The sequence below is a fragment of the Streptomyces sp. NPDC088915 genome (genome assembly GCF_044749825.1).
Classification (GTDB): Bacteria; Actinomycetota; Actinomycetes; order Streptomycetales; family Streptomycetaceae; genus Streptomyces.
In genome coordinates this window covers 193,354-211,843 of the sequence record NZ_JBIVIR010000018.1, presented here as the reverse complement: position 1 = coordinate 211,843, position 18,490 = coordinate 193,354, and the positions used below count along the sequence as shown (strand labels likewise).

The 18,490-nt window shown below is 72.9% G+C and carries 12 protein-coding genes; 10 read left to right on the top strand and 2 right to left on the bottom strand.

Annotated features, from left to right (window positions below):
• The first annotated feature begins 238 nt into the window (after nucleotides 1-238).
• The 6 genes from ACIP5O_RS29870 to ACIP5O_RS29845 all read left to right on the top strand — a co-directional run bounded on the left by ACIP5O_RS29870 (nucleotide 239) and on the right by ACIP5O_RS29845 (nucleotide 7,236).
• Complete coding sequence (locus ACIP5O_RS29870; RefSeq protein ID WP_401298690.1) at nucleotides 239-991, top strand: GntR family transcriptional regulator; 753 nt, start codon at nucleotides 239-241, stop codon at nucleotides 989-991.
• A 231-nt stretch (nucleotides 992-1,222) separates the two neighbouring features.
• The gene (locus ACIP5O_RS29865) at nucleotides 1,223-2,965 is read left to right on the top strand and encodes a purine-cytosine permease family protein (RefSeq protein ID WP_401298687.1); all 1,743 of its coding nucleotides are present in this window, start codon (nucleotides 1,223-1,225) and stop codon (nucleotides 2,963-2,965) included.
• Nucleotides 2,966-3,119: 154 nt separating this feature from the next.
• A complete protein-coding gene (locus tag ACIP5O_RS29860; RefSeq protein WP_125668424.1) occupies nucleotides 3,120-3,299 on the top strand; it encodes an SPOR domain-containing protein in 180 nt (59 codons plus the stop codon).
• Between the two features lie 62 nt (nucleotides 3,300-3,361).
• Nucleotides 3,362-3,832, top strand: a complete 471-nt coding sequence (locus ACIP5O_RS29855; protein WP_401298683.1) for a (deoxy)nucleoside triphosphate pyrophosphohydrolase — start codon at nucleotides 3,362-3,364, stop codon at nucleotides 3,830-3,832.
• 266 nt (nucleotides 3,833-4,098) lie between these two features.
• Nucleotides 4,099-4,521, top strand: a complete 423-nt coding sequence (locus ACIP5O_RS29850; RefSeq protein WP_401298681.1) for an ATP-binding protein — start codon at nucleotides 4,099-4,101, stop codon at nucleotides 4,519-4,521.
• Nucleotides 4,522-4,665: 144 nt separating this feature from the next.
• Nucleotides 4,666-7,236, top strand: coding sequence for a SpoIIE family protein phosphatase (locus ACIP5O_RS29845; protein WP_401298678.1), 2,571 nt, complete (start codon nucleotides 4,666-4,668; stop codon nucleotides 7,234-7,236).
• 58 nt (nucleotides 7,237-7,294) lie between these two features.
• On the opposite strand, the gene ACIP5O_RS29840 is transcribed toward ACIP5O_RS29845, so the two are convergent.
• Both ACIP5O_RS29840 and ACIP5O_RS29835 read right to left on the bottom strand, forming a co-directional pair.
• Nucleotides 7,295-8,002, bottom strand: a complete 708-nt coding sequence (locus ACIP5O_RS29840) for a PspA/IM30 family protein (protein ID WP_401298675.1) — start codon at nucleotides 8,000-8,002, stop codon at nucleotides 7,295-7,297.
• Nucleotides 8,003-8,088: 86 nt separating this feature from the next.
• On the bottom strand, nucleotides 8,089-10,152 hold the full coding sequence (locus tag ACIP5O_RS29835) for a TPM domain-containing protein (protein ID WP_401298736.1): 2,064 nt from the start codon (nucleotides 10,150-10,152) through the stop codon (nucleotides 8,089-8,091).
• A 421-nt stretch (nucleotides 10,153-10,573) separates the two neighbouring features.
• Here ACIP5O_RS29835 and ACIP5O_RS29830 point away from each other — a divergent pair, with 421 nt between their 5' ends.
• The 4 genes from ACIP5O_RS29830 (at nucleotide 10,574) to ACIP5O_RS29815 (ending at nucleotide 18,367) form a co-directional block, all read left to right on the top strand.
• Entirely contained in the window at nucleotides 10,574-11,413 is an 840-nt protein-coding gene (locus tag ACIP5O_RS29830; RefSeq protein ID WP_401298672.1) for a transglutaminase domain-containing protein, read from the top strand.
• A 167-nt stretch (nucleotides 11,414-11,580) separates the two neighbouring features.
• Nucleotides 11,581-14,043: an ABC transporter family substrate-binding protein gene (locus tag ACIP5O_RS29825; RefSeq protein ID WP_401298669.1), complete on the top strand. Its 2,463-nt coding sequence runs from the start codon at nucleotides 11,581-11,583 to the stop codon at nucleotides 14,041-14,043.
• Nucleotides 14,044-14,346: 303 nt separating this feature from the next.
• Nucleotides 14,347-16,248: a translational GTPase TypA gene (gene typA / locus ACIP5O_RS29820; protein WP_401298666.1), complete on the top strand. Its 1,902-nt coding sequence runs from the start codon at nucleotides 14,347-14,349 to the stop codon at nucleotides 16,246-16,248.
• A gap of 481 nt (nucleotides 16,249-16,729) precedes the next feature.
• On the top strand, nucleotides 16,730-18,367 hold the full coding sequence (locus tag ACIP5O_RS29815) for an ABC transporter substrate-binding protein (protein ID WP_401298663.1): 1,638 nt from the start codon (nucleotides 16,730-16,732) through the stop codon (nucleotides 18,365-18,367).
• Nucleotides 18,368-18,490: the final 123 nt, after the last annotated feature.

Here is an 18,490-nt window from a genome sequence, read left to right as displayed (position 1 = left end):
AGGGGGAGACGCGGTGGAGCGGGGGAGAGGTGCGGCGCGCGGGGCGCGCAGGCAGGAACGTATTGGTCTGTACCAATACGGGTCAAGGGGTCCGGCCGCATCCGCCCGGGGGTGACCGCGCGTAGAGGGGGTGGCGGCCAGGTGTTCATCACTTCGGGTGAAACTCTGGCCCATGCTTGCGGTTCGCGACCCACGGTTGCCAGTCTGTAGCTGACAGTCAACCTGAGGGGAGTGTCCAGTGACGTTCGGTGAGCAGCCCGCCTATCTGCGCGTGGCGAGCGATCTGCGGGAGAAGATCGCCAACGGCTCGCTTCCGCCCCATACCCGCCTTCCCTCGCAGGCACGCATCCGCGAGGAGTACGGGGTGTCGGACACCGTCGCACTGGAGGCCCGCAAGGTACTGATGGCCGAGGGGCTCGTGGAGGGCCGCTCCGGCTCGGGGACGTACGTGCGGGAGCGCCCGGTGCCGCGCCGGATCGCCCGCTCGGGCTACCGCCCGGCCACCGGGGCCAGCCCCTTCCGGCAGGAGCAGGCGGCCGAAGGGGCCCGCGGCACCTGGGAGTCGAACAGCGGGCAGGAGCCCGCGAGCCCGGAGGTCGCCGAGCGGCTCGGCATCGAGCCGGGGGAGCGGGTGATGCGCACGCGGTACGTGTACCGGGACGGCGGCGAGCCCATGATGGTCTCCACCTCCTGGGAGCCCCTCGCCGTCACCGGCCGGACACCGGTCATGCTGCCCGAGGAGGGCCCCCTGGGCGGCTTCGGGGTCGTCGAGCGGATGGCCGCCATCGACGTCGTCGTGGACAACGTGGTGGAGGAGGTCGGCGCCCGCCCCGGCCTCGCCGAGGAACTCCTGGCGCTCGGCGGGGTGCCGGGCCACGTGGTGATGGTGGTGGAGCGCACCTACTACGCCTCGGGCCGGGCCGTCGAGACGGCGGACGTCGTGGTCCCGGCCGACCGCTACCGCATCGCGTACCACCTGCCGGTGAGGTGAGGGGGCGGCGCCCTCGGGACCGTCCGGCGGTCCAGGGGCGAGCGGGTCCCGGGGGAGCGGGCGCCCCGACCGTTCAGCGGACCTCCGTGTCCGGGCGCCGTGACCGCGAGTTAACGGCGCGTCAGGCCGCGTAACCGCCCGGCAATCCCGCGCCGACCCCGGCCGTCACGACCGGCTCCTACCTTCCTCGTCCGTACCCGCATCCGGTCGGACGAGACGACAGGAACCCTCATGACGGACACGGTCACCACCCCCGCCCCCCTCCCGGAGCCGCCCGGGGCGCCGGAGGGGGCCGCGCCCCCTCCCGGGCCCCGCCGCAGCTACGCGAAACTCGCCGCGGACGAGAGCCGCGAGGACTACTCGCTGCGCTACGCCCCGCACTCCTTCCGCCGCTGGTCCCCCGCCACCGTCGCGGGCACCGCCCTCGGCGGCATCGCCTACCTCGCCGACTTCGCGATCGGCGCCTCGATCGTGTTCACCTACGGCTTCGGCAGCGGCCTCGCCTCGATCCTCACCGCCGCCGCGCTCATCTTCCTCACCGGCATCCCCATCGCCCGCGCCTGCGCGACGTACGGCCTGGACATGGACCTGATCACCCGCGGCGCCGGCTTCGGCTACTTCGGCTCCACCCTCACCTCGCTCATCTACGCCTCCTTCACCTTCATCTTCTTCGCGCTCGAAGGCTCGATCATGGCCCAGGCCATGCACCAGGCCGTCGGCCTCCCGGTCGAGATCGGCTACCTGGTCACGACCCTGATCGTCATCCCGATCGTCTTCCGCGGCATGGGCGCCCTCGCCAAGGTGCAGGCCTGGACCCAGCCGGTCTGGATCGTCGGCCTGGTGCTGCCCTTCGTCGTCCTCGCCTTCGAAGCCCCCGACGCCTGGGGCGCCTTCACCTCCTTCGGTGGCACGGAGGGCGCCGGTGCGGGCTTCTCCTGGATCGGCTTCGGACTCGGCACCGGCGTCGCGCTCTCCCTGATCGCCCAGATCGGCGAACAGGCCGACTACCTGCGCTTCATGCCCGCGAAGACGGAGGCCAACAAGCGCCGCTGGAACCTCGCCGTGCTCGCCGCCGGGCCCGGCTGGGTCGTCATCGGCGCCGCCAAGCAGCTCGGCGGCGCCCTCCTCGCCTTCGTCGCCCTGGAGGCCGTCGGCACGACCCACGCCCTGGAGCCGATCGCCCCGCAGATCGAGGCCCTCAAGCCCTGGCTCGGCACGTTCGCCCTGCCCGCCGCCGCGCTCTTCGTGATCGTCTCCCAGATCAAGATCAACGTCACCAACGCCTACAGCGGCTCGCTGTCCTGGTCGAACTTCTTCTCCCGCGTCACCCACCGCCACCCCGGCCGCGTCTGGTACATCTTCCTCAACCTCGCCATCGCGCTGACGCTGATGGAGATGAACATGTTCGCGGCCCTGAACAAGCTGCTCGGGTTCTACTCCAACGTCGGCATCGCCTGGATCGCGGCCGTCGCCGCCGACCTCGTCATCAACAAGCGGGCCGGCTGGAGCCCGCCGTACATCGAGTTCAAGCGCGCCTACCTGTACGCCGTGAACCCGGCGGGCTTCGGCGCCATGGTGATCGCCTCCGTCGTCTCGATCCTCGCCTTCTTCGGCCTCTTCGGCACCTACGCGCAGGCGTTCTCCACCTTCATCGCCGCCGGTCTCGCGCTCGTCCTCTGCCCGCTGATCGCGTGGGCCACCAAGGGCCGCTACTACCTGGCCCGCCCCAACACGGTGAACGGCCCCGGCGCCGAGGTCGCCGACGAGCGGGCGACCCACACCTGCGCGGTCTGCGAGACGGCCTACGAGCTGCCCGACGTCGCCGACTGCCCCGTCCAGGCGGGCCCGATCTGCTCCCTGTGCTGCTCGCTCGACGCCGCGTGCGGGGACGTCTGCCGCAAGGATGCCGCGGGCGCGGGCGGCCCCGTCCTGATGCCGGTGCCCACCGTTCCGAGGGCGATGTCCGGCGCCTGACTTCGGCCTCCCTCCGTCGGTAACCGGCCGAACCGTGCCTCTTTGTGCAAACCCGTATCCGCTGTGTGAAGGTCAGGCGTAAGCTCCGGCATATGCGGATTGCGGTTTCCCGGAGATCCACGACGACGACCGGACCGGCGGAGGGAGAAGCTCGATGACCGACAGCGGCCCTGTCCTCCCCTGGCTCGTCATCCGGCAGGACGACAACGGCAACCGCTACCGGGTGGGGCGGTACGCGACCCAGGACGAGGCGCAGAAGATCGCGGACACCCTCGACGACCGCGGCCACAAGCAGCTCTACTGGGTCGAGCGCGTCGGCAGCCCGGCCCTCTGAGCCCCCGGGCCCGCCCGGTCCGAGGGGCCCCGGTCCCCGGGCCCCGGACTACGCTCGCGCCCATGACGGAACGCACCACCGAGCCCGCCGCGCCCCACGACCGCCGCCCCGGCGGTGACCCCGGCCCCGACCGCCGCCCCGTCCCCGTGGTGGTCGTCGCCGGCGCCCTCTACGACCGGGGGCGCCTGCTCGCCGCCCGGCGCAGCGCCCCCGCCGACCTCGCCGGCCGCTGGGAACTGCCCGGCGGCAAGGTCGAACCGGGCGAGGGCCCGGAGGAGGCCCTGGTCCGGGAGCTGAGGGAGGAGCTCGGCGTGGAGGTCGAGCCGGGGGAGCGCATCCCCGGCGAATGGCCGCTGAAGCCCGGGTACGTCCTGCGGGTGTGGACCGCCCGCCTCCTCTCCGGCGAGCCGCGCCCCCTGGAGGACCACGACGAACTGCGCTGGCTGACCCGGGCGGAGGTCGACTCGGTCGACTGGCTCGACCAGGACCGCCCCGCCGTCGCCGAGGCCGCGCGGAGACTCCCGGAGCGCTGAGGCTCCCGGAGTGCCGGGGCTCCCGGAGCGTTGAGGCTCCGGAGTGCCGGACCTCCCGGACCGCCGGGGCTCCCCGGCCGGCCCCTTCGCCGGACGCGCCCTCCGGTGGGGGCGTACGCCCGGCTCCCTACGCCGTTCGTGCCACCGTGCGCCGGTGACCGCCCCCAGCGGGATAACTTGCACCACTTGGTGGGTATGTCCCCATTGGTACCTCGCAAGGGGACGTGGGCCTTCCTGCTGACGCACGGCTGGGGAAGTGATCGGGTGTGATCTACACCGACGGCGACCGCGCCGAGTGGACCTTCCCGGCCGAGGCGAACGCCGTGCGCACCGCCCGCCACGCGGTGCGCGAGACCCTGCGCTCCTGGGACCTCGACGGCGTCCTCGGCGACGTGACCGTCCTGCTGGTCAGCGAGCTGGTGACCAACTCCCTGCGGTACGCCTCCGGCCCCATCGGGGTCCGCCTGGTCCGCGTCCACCCGGACGGCACCGGCCCGGCGCACGCGTCGGCCCTGCTCGTGGAGGTCTCCGATCCGCTTCCGGATCCGCCGACCGCGAAGGCCCCCGGACCCGACGACGAGGGGGGCCGCGGCCTCGGCCTCGTGGCCTGCACCGCCCGCCGCTGGGGGATCCGCGGGGGGACGGCCGGCAAAACCGTATGGTTCGAGCTGGCTCTCCCTGGTGAGTAAAGAGGGTGGGACAACGATCACCGGTACTCGGCACGGAACGAACGAGACCACCCTGTGATCGTGAACGTCGTACCACCGGGGCCCGCCGTACTGAATACTGCGGGCATGGCCGGTCCGGTGCGGTGAGCTGGAGGGGACGGTCGCGTGAGCGAGATACCTGAGACGGCGAGCGGCGGCGTCGTGTGGCAGAGCAGCCCGCCCGGCTCGATCTACGACTACATCCGGGTGGCCTCCTTCTCGATCGGGCCCGACGGCCTGGTCGAGCAGTGGAGCCGAAGGGCCGTGGACCTCTTCGGAGTCACCGCGGAGGAGGCCAGGGGCAAGGACCCGGTGGAGGTCTTCGTGCCCGCCGACCTGCGCGAGCGCGGCCACCGACGGGTCAGGGAGATCCTCGACGGCAAGGAGTGGACGGGCCTCGTCCCCTTCCGCGTACCCGGCGAGGAACGCCCCCACGGCATGGCCGAGATGTACGTCATGCCGACCGAGACCGAGACCGGCGAACGGGCCGCGCTGTGCATCGTCGTCGACGTGCGCGCCCTCCGCCGCATCGAGACTGACCTCGCCGCCTCCCAGGCGATATTCGGCCAATCCCCGTTCGGCTTCCTCCTCTTCGACACCGACCTGACCGTGCGGCGGGCCAACCGGCGCTTCGCCACCGTCTTCGGCGGCGACGCCGACGACCACCGGGGCCGCACCGTCCACGACTACCTCGGCCGCGCCGAGGCCGAGCGGATGACCGGCGCCCTCCGCAAGGTCCTGGAGACCGGCGAGTCCGTCACCGACCTGAGGATCGTCGGCGCCGCCCCGGGCGCCAGGGACCGCCGCCACTGGTCCATCAACCTCTACCGCGTGCACAGCGGCTCCGGCCGTCCGATCGGCGTCGCGGGCCTCGGCATCGACGTCACCCGCCGCCACAACGCGGCCAGGGAGGCCGCCAGCGCCCGCCGCAACCTCGCCCTCCTCAACCAGGCCGGCGCCCGCATCGGCAACTCCCTCGACCTGGAGGCCACCGCCCGCGAACTCCTCGACGTCGCCGTCCCCGGCTTCTGCGACCTCGCCTCCGTCGACCTCTACCAGGGCCTGCTGACCGGCGACGAGGCGCCGCCGGGCCGGTGGGGCAGCTCCCACGACGTCGGTTACGGCGCCGGCAGCGCCGAACTGCGCCGGGTCGCCTTCGCCAGCGCCGTCTCCGACACCCCCCGCGGGACCGGCGGGGGACACGCCCCGGACCCCGACCGTCCGGACACCGCCCCCATCGAGGTCGGCGCCGTCCACCGCTACCCCTTCAACTCCCCGTACGCCGGAGCCCTGCGCACCGGCCGGATCCGCACGGTGCAGGGCGACGACGGCGACCTCGCCCGGCACACCCTGGCCGTCCCCATGACCGCCCACGACACCGTCGTCGGCCTCGTGCAGTTCTCCCGCGCCAAGGGCAGCGAGCCCTTCGGGGAGCGCGACCGGGCCCTCGCCGTCGAACTCGCCGCCCGGGCCGCCGTCTGCATCGACAACGCCCGCCTCTACCGCCGCGAGCACGAGCGGGCCCTGATCCTCCAGCGCAGCCTCCTCCCGCCCGGCGACCCCGAGGCCGCCGGACTCGACATCGCCTGCCGCTACCTGCCCGGCACCGACGCCACCGAGGTCGGCGGCGACTGGTTCGACGTCATCGAACTCCCCGGCCACCGCACCGCCCTCGTCATCGGGGACGTCATGGGCCGCGGCCTGCGCGCCGCCGTCGCCATGGGCGAACTGCGCACCGCCGTGCGGACCCTGGCCCAGCTCGACCTGGAACCGGCCGAGGTCCTCTCCCACCTCGACGAGATCGCCCGCGGCCTCGGCGCCCCCATCGGCACCCAGCAGTCCCGCGCCCACAAGAACCGCGGCCCCGAACTCTCCGAGGTCTACCTCGCCACCTGCGTCTACGCCGTCTACGACCCGGTCACCCGCCGCTGCACCTTCGCCAACGCCGGCCACCTGCCGCCGGTCCTCGTCGCACCCGGCGAGGAGGCCCTGCTGCTCGACGTGCCCCCCGGGATGCCCCTCGGGGTCGGCGGCGAGCCCTTCGAGGAGGTCGAGGTCGAGATCCCCGAGGGCGCCCTCCTCGCCCTCTACACCGACGGGCTCGTCGAGTCCCGCGACCACCCCCTCGACGAGGGCCTCAGCGCCTTCCGGCGCGCCCTCACCGACCCGTCCCGCCCCCTGGAGGACGTCTGCGACCGGGTCCTGGGCAGCCTGAACACGGGGCACGGCGAGGACGACATCGCCCTCCTCATGGCCCGGGTCCAGGGGCTGCCCGCCGAGGCCGTCGGCGACTGGCGGCTGCCCAGGGAGCCGCGCTCGGTCGGCCGGGCCCGCGAACTCGCCCGCGCCCAGCTCGCCGCCTGGGACCTCGACCCGCTCGTCGACACCGTCGAACTCCTCGTCAGCGAACTCGTCACCAACGCCCTGCGCTACGGCGAGGGGGAGATCCGGCTGCGCCTGCTGCGCGACCGCACCCTCGTCTGCGAGGTCTGGGACGCGGGCCTGGTCCAGCCGCGCCGCCGCCGGGCCAAGGACACCGACGAGGGCGGCCGCGGCCTCCAGCTCGTCGGACTGCTCAGCTCCTCCTGGGGCTCGCGCCGCACCCCGCGCGGCAAGACCGTCTGGTTCGAACTGGCCCTGCCGGAGGGCGGGGAGGCGGCGGAACCCACGGTGGAGCAGCTGCTCAGCATGTTCTGAGCCGTACGAGGACGAGCCGTACGAGGACGAGCCGTGCGGGTACGAGGGGGCCGCCGGGTCACTTCTTGAGCGCGGCCAGCCGGGCCTCGATCTCGGCGCTGTCCCCGAGCGCGTCCAACTGCTCGAACTGCGCGTCCAGGGAGGAGGCGGCCAGCTCCTGCTTGCCGAGGGCCCGGGCCTCCTCCCGGCGCACCTTGTCCTCGAAGCGGCTCAGCTCGCTGGTCGGGTCGAGGACGTCGACGTTCTTCACGGCGTCCATCATCGTGTTCTGCGCCCGCGCCGACCTGGCACGGGCCACCAGCTCGTCCCGCTTCGCCTCCAGCTCGCCGAGCTTCGCCCGCATCTGGTCGAGGCCGGTCCTGAGCTTCGCCACCACCTCGGTCTGCGCGGCGATCGTCGGCTCCGCCGTCCGCGCCTCCTTCTCCGACTGGAGCTGGCGGCCGAGGGCCACCTTCGCCAGGTTGTCGAAGCGGTCCGCCTCCGCGGCCTGCCCGCCGCCCCGCAGCTCGTCCGCCTTCCGGCTGGCGGCGAGCGCCTTGCCGCCCCACTCCTTCGCCGCCTCCACGTCCTCCTGGTGGTCCTGCTCCATCAGCCGGAGGTTGCCGATGGTCGCGGCCACCGCCTCCTCCGCGTCCGCGATGTTGTTCGCGTAGTCGCGGATCAGCTGGTCCAGCATCTTCTGCGGGTCCTCCGCCTGGTCCAGCAGGGTGTTGATGTTGGCCTTCGCCAGCTGGGCGACCCGGCCGAGGACGGTCTGCTTGCTCATGGCGCTTCTCCTTGAGGGGTGTGAGGGGGAGAGGGACGGATGGGGAAGGTGGGGAAGGTGGGAAGGGTCGTGGGGGCGGCCCGGCGTCAGAAACGTCCGCCGCCGCCCAGCCGGCCGCGCGTGCCGCTGCCGCCGAAGCTGCCGGGCCCGCCGCCGAAGCCGCCGCCCCCGAAGCCCCCGCCGCCCCCGAACCCTCCGGGCCCACCACCCCTTCCGCCCCCGCCGAAGAGACCGCCGAGGATGATGCCGCCGAGCACCGCGCCGCCGAGCCCGCCGCCGGGGCCTCCTCCCGTCCCCGGCATCCCGCCCATGCCGTCCGGGTTCCCGTAGGCGCGGACGTCCCGCTCGGCGAGGTCCTGCGCCCGCCGGGCGAGCGCGTCCGCCTGCCGGGCCTCCGCGAGGGCGGCCTGCGGGTCGTCGCCGGCCGCGAGGGCCCGCGCCTCCTCCCAGCGGCGCCCGGCCTCGGCCAGCCGCGTCCGGGCCTCGCTGCCCACCGCGCCCCGGTGGGTGGTGACGTAGTCGGACGCCGCCCCGATCGCCGAACGGGCCGTCAGCATCGCCTGGTCGAGGAGCGCGCGGGCGCGCCGCGTGCCCGACTCGCGCTCCCGCGCCCCCTCCAGGGCCTCGTCGAGGGCCGCGTCGGCCTCCTCGACCCGGCGCAGGGCGCCGATCGGGTCGTACCGCCCGGCCTCCACGCCCCGCCGCACCTCGGCCGCCACCGCCTCGGCGCGGGCGATCCGGCCCTGGAGGTCGGCCGTGGACACCCCGGCGGCGGTCCCCTTCAGGAGGCCGCGGGCGTCCGCGAGGTCCGCGTCCGTCTCCGCGAGCACCCCCGGCAGCCGGCCCACGGCCTCGGCCAGCTCCTGCGCCCGCCGGTCCACCGCCTCGATCAGCCGGGCCGCCTGGTCCACGGCCCCCTCGGCGGCCCGTACGTGCACGGCCGCCCCACCGTTGTCACCGGCGTCGATCCGCCGCCGGGCCTCGCCGACCCGCTCCTCCGCGAAGGCCAGCCGGTCCTTCGCCTGCTCGACGTCACCGGCGACGGGCGAGGCCGCCGTCTCCGCGTACCGCTCGCGCATGGCGGTCAGGGCCGCCTCGGCCGTACCCGTCCGGGCCGTCTGCTCCCGGAGCGCGGCCCCGACCGCGGCCAGCGCCTCGGGGGCGTTCCGCTCCAGGGCGCGGAGCCGGTCGAAGGACTCGGTCTCGGCGTCGAGCCGCGCGTCCGCCTCCCCGCAGCGGCGCAGGATCTCCTCCAGCATGCTCCGGCGGGTCGCGTCGTCCTCGGGAAAGGCGTCGTCGAGCTTCTGCCGCAGCCGGAACGACGCCGTCAGCTGCTCCTGGGCGAAGGCGACGGCCTCGGTGAAGGGCCGCACCGCCTCCTCGCCGAACTGCGCCGACGCGAAGCCCAGCTCCTCCTGGCTGGTGCGGACGGCGTCGTCGGTGGCGACCAGGGTCCGGCGGGCCTGCCCGTCCAGCTCGTCCAGGGACGGCGGCGCGGGCTCCTTCGGCGGCCCCCAGCCCTGCCCGTTCGCGGGCGTGGTGCGGGTCCGGGTCCGCCGGCGCCGCTTGGCGTACGCGTAGGCCGCCACCGCCCCGGCGCCGCCGACCAGCACCACGGGCAGGATCAGGTCGGAGCCCGAGGGGCCGTCGCCGGCCGCGCCGCCCGGGTCGGCGGGCCCGGGGGTGATCGGGGGAGCGGTGACGGGCCGGCCCGCGAGGACGGCGCCGTAGCCGTCCGCCGCGCCGACGGCGGCCCCGGCCCAGTCGTTCTGCCGCAGCGCCGGTTCGATCGCGGTCCGCGCGACCTCGTCGAGCCGCGCCTGCGTGAGGCCGGAGCCGGGGTCGGCGGAGTAGCCGTACCGCCGGTCGTGGGTGGCGACGGCGAGCAGGAGGTCGTCGGCGCCGAAGCCGTTGCGCTCGGCGGTGGCGTCGGCCCAGCTCTGGCCCGAGCGCCCGGAGAAGTCCCGTACGTAGACGACGAAGAGCTGGACGCGCTCCTGCTCGTAGAGCCGGTCGAGGGCCTGCTCCACGGAGGCGCGACGGTCGCCCAGCGCGCCCACCCGGTCGGTGATCTGCCCGTCCCGGGACAGGACGACGGGGTCGTCGGCGGGGACACCGTGGGCGCCGGGGACACCATGTGCGGCGGGCACCCCGATCGCGGCGGGGACACCGTGCGCGGCGGGCACCCCGACCGCGGCGGGCGCCCCGACCGCGACGGGCGCCCCGACCGCGGCGGGGACCACGAGCCACCCCACCGCCACCAGGGCCGCGAGAAGGGCTCGGGCGGCCGTCCGCGCTCCACGAGACCGTGCCGGACGCGCCCGCGCCGCACCCGTCCGCGCCGCACCCACCCGTACCGCACCCGTCCGCACCGCATCCGCCCGCGCTGCATACCTTCGCGTCACACACGCGAGGCTATGTCCGGGTATGTCCCCCCGCGACCGGGCCGAGCCGTCCGGAGGGCGCCGGGAGGCCGCCCGTACCCACCGGTTTTCGCGACCTCCGTGGCTCCGGGCCGGGCGGTGCGGGAGGAGGATGGGCCCGCCACCACCGGCAGAGGGGGAGCCCACCATGACCAGCCGTCTTCTGATGTCCTTCCGGTCCGCCGCGCCGGGGCCCGTCCCGGCGCGGGACGTCCCGGGGTCGACCCGGCCCACGGCGGTCCTCGACCTGGAACACCCCCTGACCGCCGCCTTCGCGGACCGGGTGCGGCGCGAGGCGCGGGCGCGGGGCGCGGTGACGGACCGCGACCGGCTCCGGATCGCGCACGGGGTCATCGCCTCCGCCGTGCGTCCGGTGTACTCCGTGGACGACCTGCGCCGGGTGTCGCGGACGCTGCGGCTCGGCCGGGGCTCGTGCAGCCAGCGCATGGCGGTCCTGGAGGCGGTGGCCCGTTCCCTCGGCGTGCCCACGCGGGTCCGGGGCCTGCTGGTCGACGGCGCCTTCTGGTACCCGCGCTTCCCGGGGCTGCGCCCCCTCGTGCCCGAGGACGTGCTCCTCGCGTGGCCGGAGTTCCTGCTCGACGGCGCCTGGGTTCCGGTGACCGATCTCTTCGCGGGCCACGGGGCACGCGGGGCGGGGGCGGGGGCGGACGGCGGCGCTCCGGCCGGGGGCGGCTTCACGAACTCCGGCCCCGAGACGCTCTTCGAAGCGGTGGCCCGGACCGCCGTCGACTGGGACGCGCCGCCCGCGTGCGCCGGCTCCGCCCCCTGCGACCTGTCCGCCCACCTCAGGACCGACCTGGGCCGCTTCGCCTCGCGCGACGAGCTCTTCGCCCGGCACGGCCAGACCCTGTGCCTCGCCGCCCGCACCCTGGCCGAGCCCGTCCTCGGCCGCTGGAGCGCGGGAGCGGGGGCAGGGGCGGGAACGGGGGCGGGAGTGAAGAGCGCCGGGGGCCGGGCCGCGGCCTGATCCCCGTACCACCCGCCCCGCCAGGCCCGCCGTTGAGCCGCCCGAGTGGCGTTTTCCGGCCATGCCGCCGTGTCGGCATGGCCGGATTCCCTTCTTCCTTTTCAGTGGATGAACAGTAGGTGTGATCATCCCCAAATGGAATGAATCCGGACGAAGGGGTACAAGACATGTCCCAGATCGGCGCCCCTCACGGGGGGACATGCCCCAAGAGCCCCCGCTCCCGGACGCTCCGCACCGTCGCCACCCTCACCAGCGCCGTCCTCGCCGTCTCCGCCCTCGCGGGATGCAGCGCGGACGACGAGACCGACGCGGCCCCGCTCGCGGCCCAGGACAACGCGCCCGCCCCGCGCGAGCGGGTCGCCGACGGCGGCACCCTGCGCTGGGCCGTCGACGCGGCCCCCGCCACCCTCAACGCCTTCCAGGCCGACGCCGACGCCACCACCTCCCGCGTCGCCGGAGCCGTGCTCCCCGCCCTCTACACCCTCGACCAGCGGGGCCGGCCGCAGCGGAACCCCGACTACCTGGAGTCCGCGCAGGTCATCGAGACCGAGCCCAAGCAGGTCGTCCTCTACAAGCTCAACCAGCAGGCCGTGTGGAGCGACGGGCGCGAGGTCGGGGCGCCCGACTTCGTCGCCCAGTGGCGGGCCCTGAGCGGCCGCGACACCGCGTACTGGACCGCCCGGAACTCCGGCTACGAGCGGATCGAGAAGATCGAGCGGGGCAAGAACGACCTGGAGGTGCGGGTCACCTTCGCCAAGCCCTACGCCGACTGGCAGTCCCTCTTCACCCCCCTCTACCCGAAGCAGGTGATGGGGTCCCCGGACGCCTTCAACGACGGCGCGCGCACCGCCCTCAAGGCCACCGCCGGACCGTTCCTGCTGAAGTCGGTCGACGCCGAGGGCGGCGACGTCACCCTCGCCCGCAACCCCCACTGGTGGGGACAGCCCGCCAAGCTCGACACCCTCGTCCTCAAGGCCGTCCCCCGGGCCGACCGGGCGGAGGCCCTCGCCGCGGGCACGCTCGACCTGGCCGAGATCGACCGGTCCACGGCCGAGCGGATCTCCCTGGCGGTCCGGGACGCCCGCGCCGGACGGAACGGCGCGCAGGCCGCCCTCGCCCACGGCCCCGGCTCCTCGATCACCCCCTCCAAGGCCCTGAGGTCCTGGGCCCTCGCCCACGGCTCCGACGAGGAGAGGGCGGAGGAGGTGCGGGCCGCCCGCAAGGAGAACCAGGAGGCGATCGCCCGGTACGCGAGCGCACAGGACACCCTGGCGAAGTACGTGGTCCGCAAGTCCCTGGAGCCCGCCTACACCCAGCTCTCGCTGAACGGCGAGTCCGGGCCGCTCGCCGACGAGCGGGTGCGGCGCGCGGTGGCCCGCGCCATCGACCGCCAGGAACTGGCCGAATCCGTACTCAAGCCGCTCGGCCTCCCGGCGAAGCCCCCCGGCAGCCACCTGGCCCTCGCCGGCCAGGCGGCGTACGAGGACGGCAGCGACGCCCTCGGCGGCCAGGACACCCAGGAGGCGCGGGCGCTCCTCGCCGACGCCGGCTGGGTCCCCGGCGGGGCGGCCGAGCGGCCCGCCGGTACCAAGGCGGGCAGCGAGGCGGAGAAGGAGGCGGCCGAGAAGGCCGGGAAGCCCGCGAAGGGCATGCCGAGCGCCGACGCCGAGAAGAAGAGCGACGACGCCTCCGGGGACACCCCCTCCGACGAGGGCCTCTACATCGTCGGCGACGACAAGCCGGGCGACCGCCGGGCCGCCCCCGCCCCCGTCGCCGGCGGCGCCGAGACCGGCACCCACGTCCTCGCCCCGGCCTCCGCCGCCGCCCGGCAGGGCGCCGCCCTCCAGGCCCGGGCCGAAGCCCTCGACACCCGGACCGGGGTCCTCGCCCGGGCCGAGGCACTCGACACCGGTACGGGCGCCGCCGCCCGCGCCCCGCAGGCCGCCGGGCCCGACCGGGCCGCCAAGCCCGACCGGGGGGTGGCCGGGGCCTACGCCCCGCGCGGCACCGCCGCGCCCGCCGCCGTCCCCGGGGCGAACCAGGGCCTCGGCAAGGACGGCAAGGCGCTCAGCCTCCGCTTCGTCCTGCCGTCCGGGCCGGGTTCCGAGCCGCTGCGGACGGTGGGGGACCGGATCGTCCGGATGCTCGACGCGGTCGGGATCCGCACCGAGGTCACCAAGGTCTCCGACGAGAGCTTCTTCAAGGACCACATCGCCTCGGGCGACTACGACCTGGCCCTCTACTCCTGGCCGGCCTCCGCCTTCCCCGCGACCGACGCCCGGCCGATCTTCGCCAAGCCCGAGCCGGCCTCGGACGGCTCGCTCCTGGTCGAGCAGAACTACTCCCGGGTCGGCACCGACCGCATCGACCAGCTGTTCGACCAGGCGGCGGGCACGCTCGACGAGGAGGAGGCCCTGGAGCTCGTGCGCCAGGCCGACGCCCGGATCTGGGCCGCGGCCGGCTCCATCCCCCTCTACCAGCGCCCGCAGCTCGTCGCCGCCAGGGCCGATCTGGTGAACGCGGGGGCCTGGGGCTTCGCCGCCCCCCGCTACCAGGACATCGGCTTCAAGAAGAAGGAGACCCCCAAGGGCCCGGAGGGGACCGGTGGAACGGGCCGGAAGCACGGCTAGCGGCGCGGCACGAAACCACCGAAAGCGCCGAAGCGGCTGAAAGCGCAGGTCACAACCTCAGAACCAGCTCAACTTCCTTGCCCGCCGGTGATCCCGGCGGGCAGGATCGCGTCGGCCCCTTGACCCGGCCGCACGACCTCCCCCACACCCTCGAAACCTCCCAGTAGACCCTCTCGGAACCCGGGCGGGGAAGCCTCTTGCGCGGCAGCCCCGTACCATGGAGACAGCCGTGGCGCGTCCGCCCGGCGGGCGTAAGAGGAACTGACGCCGATTCCCACGATCCGAGAGAAGCGCAAGCCACCCATGCCCACGCGCCACGACATCCGTAACGTCGCCATCGTCGCCCACGTCGACCACGGCAAGACGACCATCGTCGACGCCATGCTCAAGCAGGCCGGTGCCTTCGCCGCCCACCAGCAGCTCGACGACCGCATGATGGACTCGAACGACCTGGAGCGTGAGAAGGGCATCACGATCCTCGCCAAGAACACGGCGGTGAAGTACCACCCCAAGGACGGCGGGGCCCCGATCACGATCAACATCATCGACACCCCCGGCCACGCCGACTTCGGCGGCGAGGTCGAGCGCGGTCTGTCGATGGTGGACGCGGTCGTCCTCCTCGTGGACGCCTCGGAGGGTCCGCTCCCGCAGACCCGGTTCGTGCTGCGCAAGGCCCTCCAGCAGCGCAAGCCCGTCATCCTCTGCATCAACAAGACGGACCGCCCGGACTCCCGGATCGACGAGGTCGTCAACGAGACCTACGACCTGTTCCTGGACCTGGACGCGGACGAGGACCAGATCGAGTTCCCGATCGTCTACGCCTGCGGCCGTGACGGCATCGCCTCGCTGACCAAGCCGGAGAACGGCACCGTTCCCGCCGACAGCGACAGCCTGGAGCCGTTCTTCAGCGCCATCCTGGAGCACGTCCCCGCCCCGGTGTACGACGAGGAGGCGCCGCTCCAGGCGCACGTCACCAACCTCGACGCCGACAACTTCCTCGGCCGCATCGCGCTGCTCCGCGTCGAGCAGGGCGAGCTGCGCAAGGGCCAGACGGTCGCGTGGATCAAGCGGGACGGCACGATCTCCAACGTCCGCATCACCGAGCTGATGATGACCGAGGCGCTCACCCGCAAGCCGGCCGAGGTCGCCGGCCCCGGTGACATCTGCGCCGTCGCCGGCATCCCCGACATCATGATCGGCGAGACCCTGGCCGACCCGGAGAACCCGATCGCGCTCCCGCTGATCACGGTCGACCAGCCGGCCATCTCCATGACCATCGGCACCAACACCTCGCCGCTCGTCGGCCGCGGCGGCACGGGCAAGGGCGCGGACGCCAAGGCCGCCGTCAAGAACCGCAAGGTCACCGCCCGCCAGGTCAAGGACCGTCTGGACCGCGAGCTCATCGGCAACGTCTCGCTCCGCGTCCTCGACACCGAGCGCCCGGACGCCTGGGAGGTCCAGGGCCGCGGTGAGCTCGCGCTCGCCATCCTGGTCGAGCAGATGCGCCGCGAGGGCTTCGAGCTCACCATCGGCAAGCCGCAGGTCGTCACCAAGCTCGTCGACGGCAAGGTGCACGAGCCCGTCGAGCGCCTCACGGTCGACGTCCCCGAGGAGCACATGGGCGCGGTCACGCAGCTCATGGGCGTCCGCAAGGGCCGCATGGACAACATGTCGAACCACGGCTCCGGCTGGGTCCGCATGGAGTTCGTCGTCCCGTCCCGCGGCCTCATCGGCTTCCGTACGGAGTTCCTCACCAACACCCGCGGCACGGGCATCGCCCACTCGATCCACGAGGGCCACGAGCCGTGGTTCGGCACGCTGACGACCCGCAACAACGGTTCGCTGGTCGCCGACCGCGCCGGTGCCGTCACCGCCTTCGCGATGACCAACCTCCAGGAGCGCGGCGTCCTGTTCACCGACCCCGGCACCGAGGTGTACGAGGGCATGATCGTCGGCGAGAACTCGCGCTCCGACGACATGGACGTGAACATCACCAAGGAGAAGAAGCTCACCAACATGCGCTCCTCCTCGGCCGACTCCTTCGAGGCGATCGTCCCGCCGCGCAAGCTCTCCCTGGAGCAGTCCCTGGAGTTCTGCCGCGACGACGAGTGCGTCGAGGTGACCCCGGAGGCCGTGCGCATCCGCAAGGTCATCCTGGACCAGAACGCGCGCGGTCGCGCGTCCTCGCGCGCCAAGAACGGCTGATCCGGGGCCGGTTGGACCGGTCCCGCCCGTACGACCTGAGCCCCGCCGTCCCCGGCGGGGCTCAGTCGTGTCCTCCGCCGGACGGGCCGCCGGACGGACCGCCGCCGGGCCGGGGAGGAGGGTGGATCCCGGTCCCGCCGTCAAGTCGAATTAGGTGACCCTCTGTCCGGATACCGGTCATCGCTCTCCGGAACGTGTATTAACAGTCCGTTTCGGGGGTGTCTGTCTGGACTCACTTTGTCCGGATTTCGGTACCTCGGGGCGGGGTGATGTTGTCAAAACGAGACCACTTAAGTGTGGTTTACGGCCCGGACGTACTTAATAGTTGGCTCCATTGAGCTCGGGTCAATGGGTCACGCACTGTGGGGAGTGCCGACTCACGAGCACACTCGGGGCACTTGAGTGCATAGCCGTCAGGGGTGTCGGCGAAACTCGGAGTGCCCCTCTTGTAGTGACAAAGTGGACTCATGAGGAGGAACCCATGCGCGGTGCCAAGAGCGCCAAGTGGGTAACGGGCGCGATCATCGTCGCCCTTGCTGCGACCGCCTGTGGCGGGGGGAAGAGCGACGGCGGCAGCGACGCCAAGGGCGCTGTTGACCCGAACGGAATCTTCTCCATCGAACTCGGCGAGCCCGAGAAGCCCCTGTACACGGGCGACACGATGGAGTCCAACGGCTCCGCGGTCATGGACGGACTGTTCTCGCGTCTCGTCGACTACAAGACCGACGGCTCGCTCGAGATGATCAACGCCGAGTCGGTCACCACGACGGACTCGAAGACGTGGACCGTCAAGCTCAAGCCGGGCTGGACCTTCCACGACGGCACCCCGGTGACCGCCAAGTCCTACGTGGACGCGTGGAACTGGAACGCCAACGTCAAGAACGCCATGGGTCTCAACTCGTGGTTCGCCGACATCAAGGGCTTCGAGAAGCTCAGCCCGTCGGAGGAGGGTGCCAAGCCCACCTCGGACAAGCTGGACGGTCTGAAGGTCGTCGACGAGAACACCTTCACCATCGAGCTCGCGAAGGCCGTCCCGTACTTCGCCCACAAGCTCGCCTACGTCGTCTTCGCGCCGCTGCCGGAGTCCTTCTACAAGGACCCGAAGGCCGCCGGCCAGAAGCCGATCGGCAACGGTCCCTACAAGTTCAAGAGCTGGGACCACAAGAAGCAGATCGAGATCGTCCGCTACGACGACTACAAGGGCCCGAACAAGGCGAAGAACGGCGGTGTGGTCTTCAAGAACTACACCACCCTCGAGGCCGCCTACGAGGACCTGAAGTCGGACAACGTCGACGTCCTGCGCCAGATCGCCCCGAAGGACCTCCCGGTCTACCGCCAGGACCTCGGCGACCGCGCCGTCGACCAGGCGTACTCCGCGATCCAGACCATGGCCGTCGCCTTCTACTCCGACCAGTGGAAGAAGCCGAAGCAGGTCGACCCGAAGGTCATCCAGGGCATCTCGATGGCCATCGACCGCGCCACCATCACCAAGACGGTGCTCCAGGGCACCCGCGAGCCCGCCACCGGCTGGGTCGCCAAGGGTGTGCTCGGCTACCAGCCGAACGCGGTCGACGTCACCAAGTTCGACCCGACCAAGGCCAAGGAGCTCATCAAGGCCGGCGGCGGCGTCCCCGGCAACAAGATCTCCATCCAGTTCAACGCCGACGGCGGTCACAAGGAGTGGGTGGACGCGGTCTGCAACTCCATCACCCAGTCCACGGGCGTCGCCTGTGTCGGCGACGGCAAGGCGGACTTCCAGGCCGACCTGCAGGCGCGCAAGAACAAGCAGGTCAAGTCGTTCTACCGCTCCGGCTGGGTGCTCGACTACCCGGTGAACGCCAACTTCATCTCCGACCTGTTCCGTACGGGTGCGGCGGGTAACCAGGGCGACTTCTCCAACAAGGAGCTGGACGCCAAGATCGCCAAGGCGGACTCCGCTCCGACGCTGGACGAGTCGGTGAAGCAGTACCAGGCCATCGAGAAGGACCTGGTCAACTACATGCCGTCCATCCCGCTCTGGTACTACAAGGTCAACGCGGGCTACTCCGAGAAGGTTTCGGGCGTGGCTTACGGTCAGGACGGCGACCCGATCCTGACCGGCGTCGAGGTCCACAAGTAAACCCGAAAGCGTAGTCCGCACGCCGTCACGGGACTGACGGATCGTCAGTCCCGTCTCGGCGCCTTACGCAGCGGCTGGGGGGCCCTTCCACGGCACCGCGCTGTCCGAATCCGGGCAGGCGCG

Excerpts from the sequence above, each read along its gene's own strand:
- ACIP5O_RS29865 (WP_401298687.1), top strand. The coding sequence starts at position 1,223 with ATGACGGACACGGTCACCACCCCCGCCCCCCTCCCGGAGCCGCCCGGG.
- ACIP5O_RS29860 (WP_125668424.1), top strand. The coding sequence starts at position 3,120 with ATGACCGACAGCGGCCCTGTCCTCCCCTGGCTCGTCATCCGGCAGGAC.
- ACIP5O_RS29855 (WP_401298683.1), top strand. The coding sequence starts at position 3,362 with ATGACGGAACGCACCACCGAGCCCGCCGCGCCCCACGACCGCCGCCCC.
- ACIP5O_RS29840 (WP_401298675.1), bottom strand. The coding sequence starts at position 8,002 with ATGAGCAAGCAGACCGTCCTCGGCCGGGTCGCCCAGCTGGCGAAGGCC.
- ACIP5O_RS29830 (WP_401298672.1), top strand. The coding sequence starts at position 10,574 with ATGACCAGCCGTCTTCTGATGTCCTTCCGGTCCGCCGCGCCGGGGCCC.
- ACIP5O_RS29825 (WP_401298669.1), top strand. The coding sequence starts at position 11,581 with ATGTCCCAGATCGGCGCCCCTCACGGGGGGACATGCCCCAAGAGCCCC.
- typA (WP_401298666.1), top strand. The coding sequence starts at position 14,347 with ATGCCCACGCGCCACGACATCCGTAACGTCGCCATCGTCGCCCACGTC.
- ACIP5O_RS29815 (WP_401298663.1), top strand. The coding sequence starts at position 16,730 with ATGCGCGGTGCCAAGAGCGCCAAGTGGGTAACGGGCGCGATCATCGTC.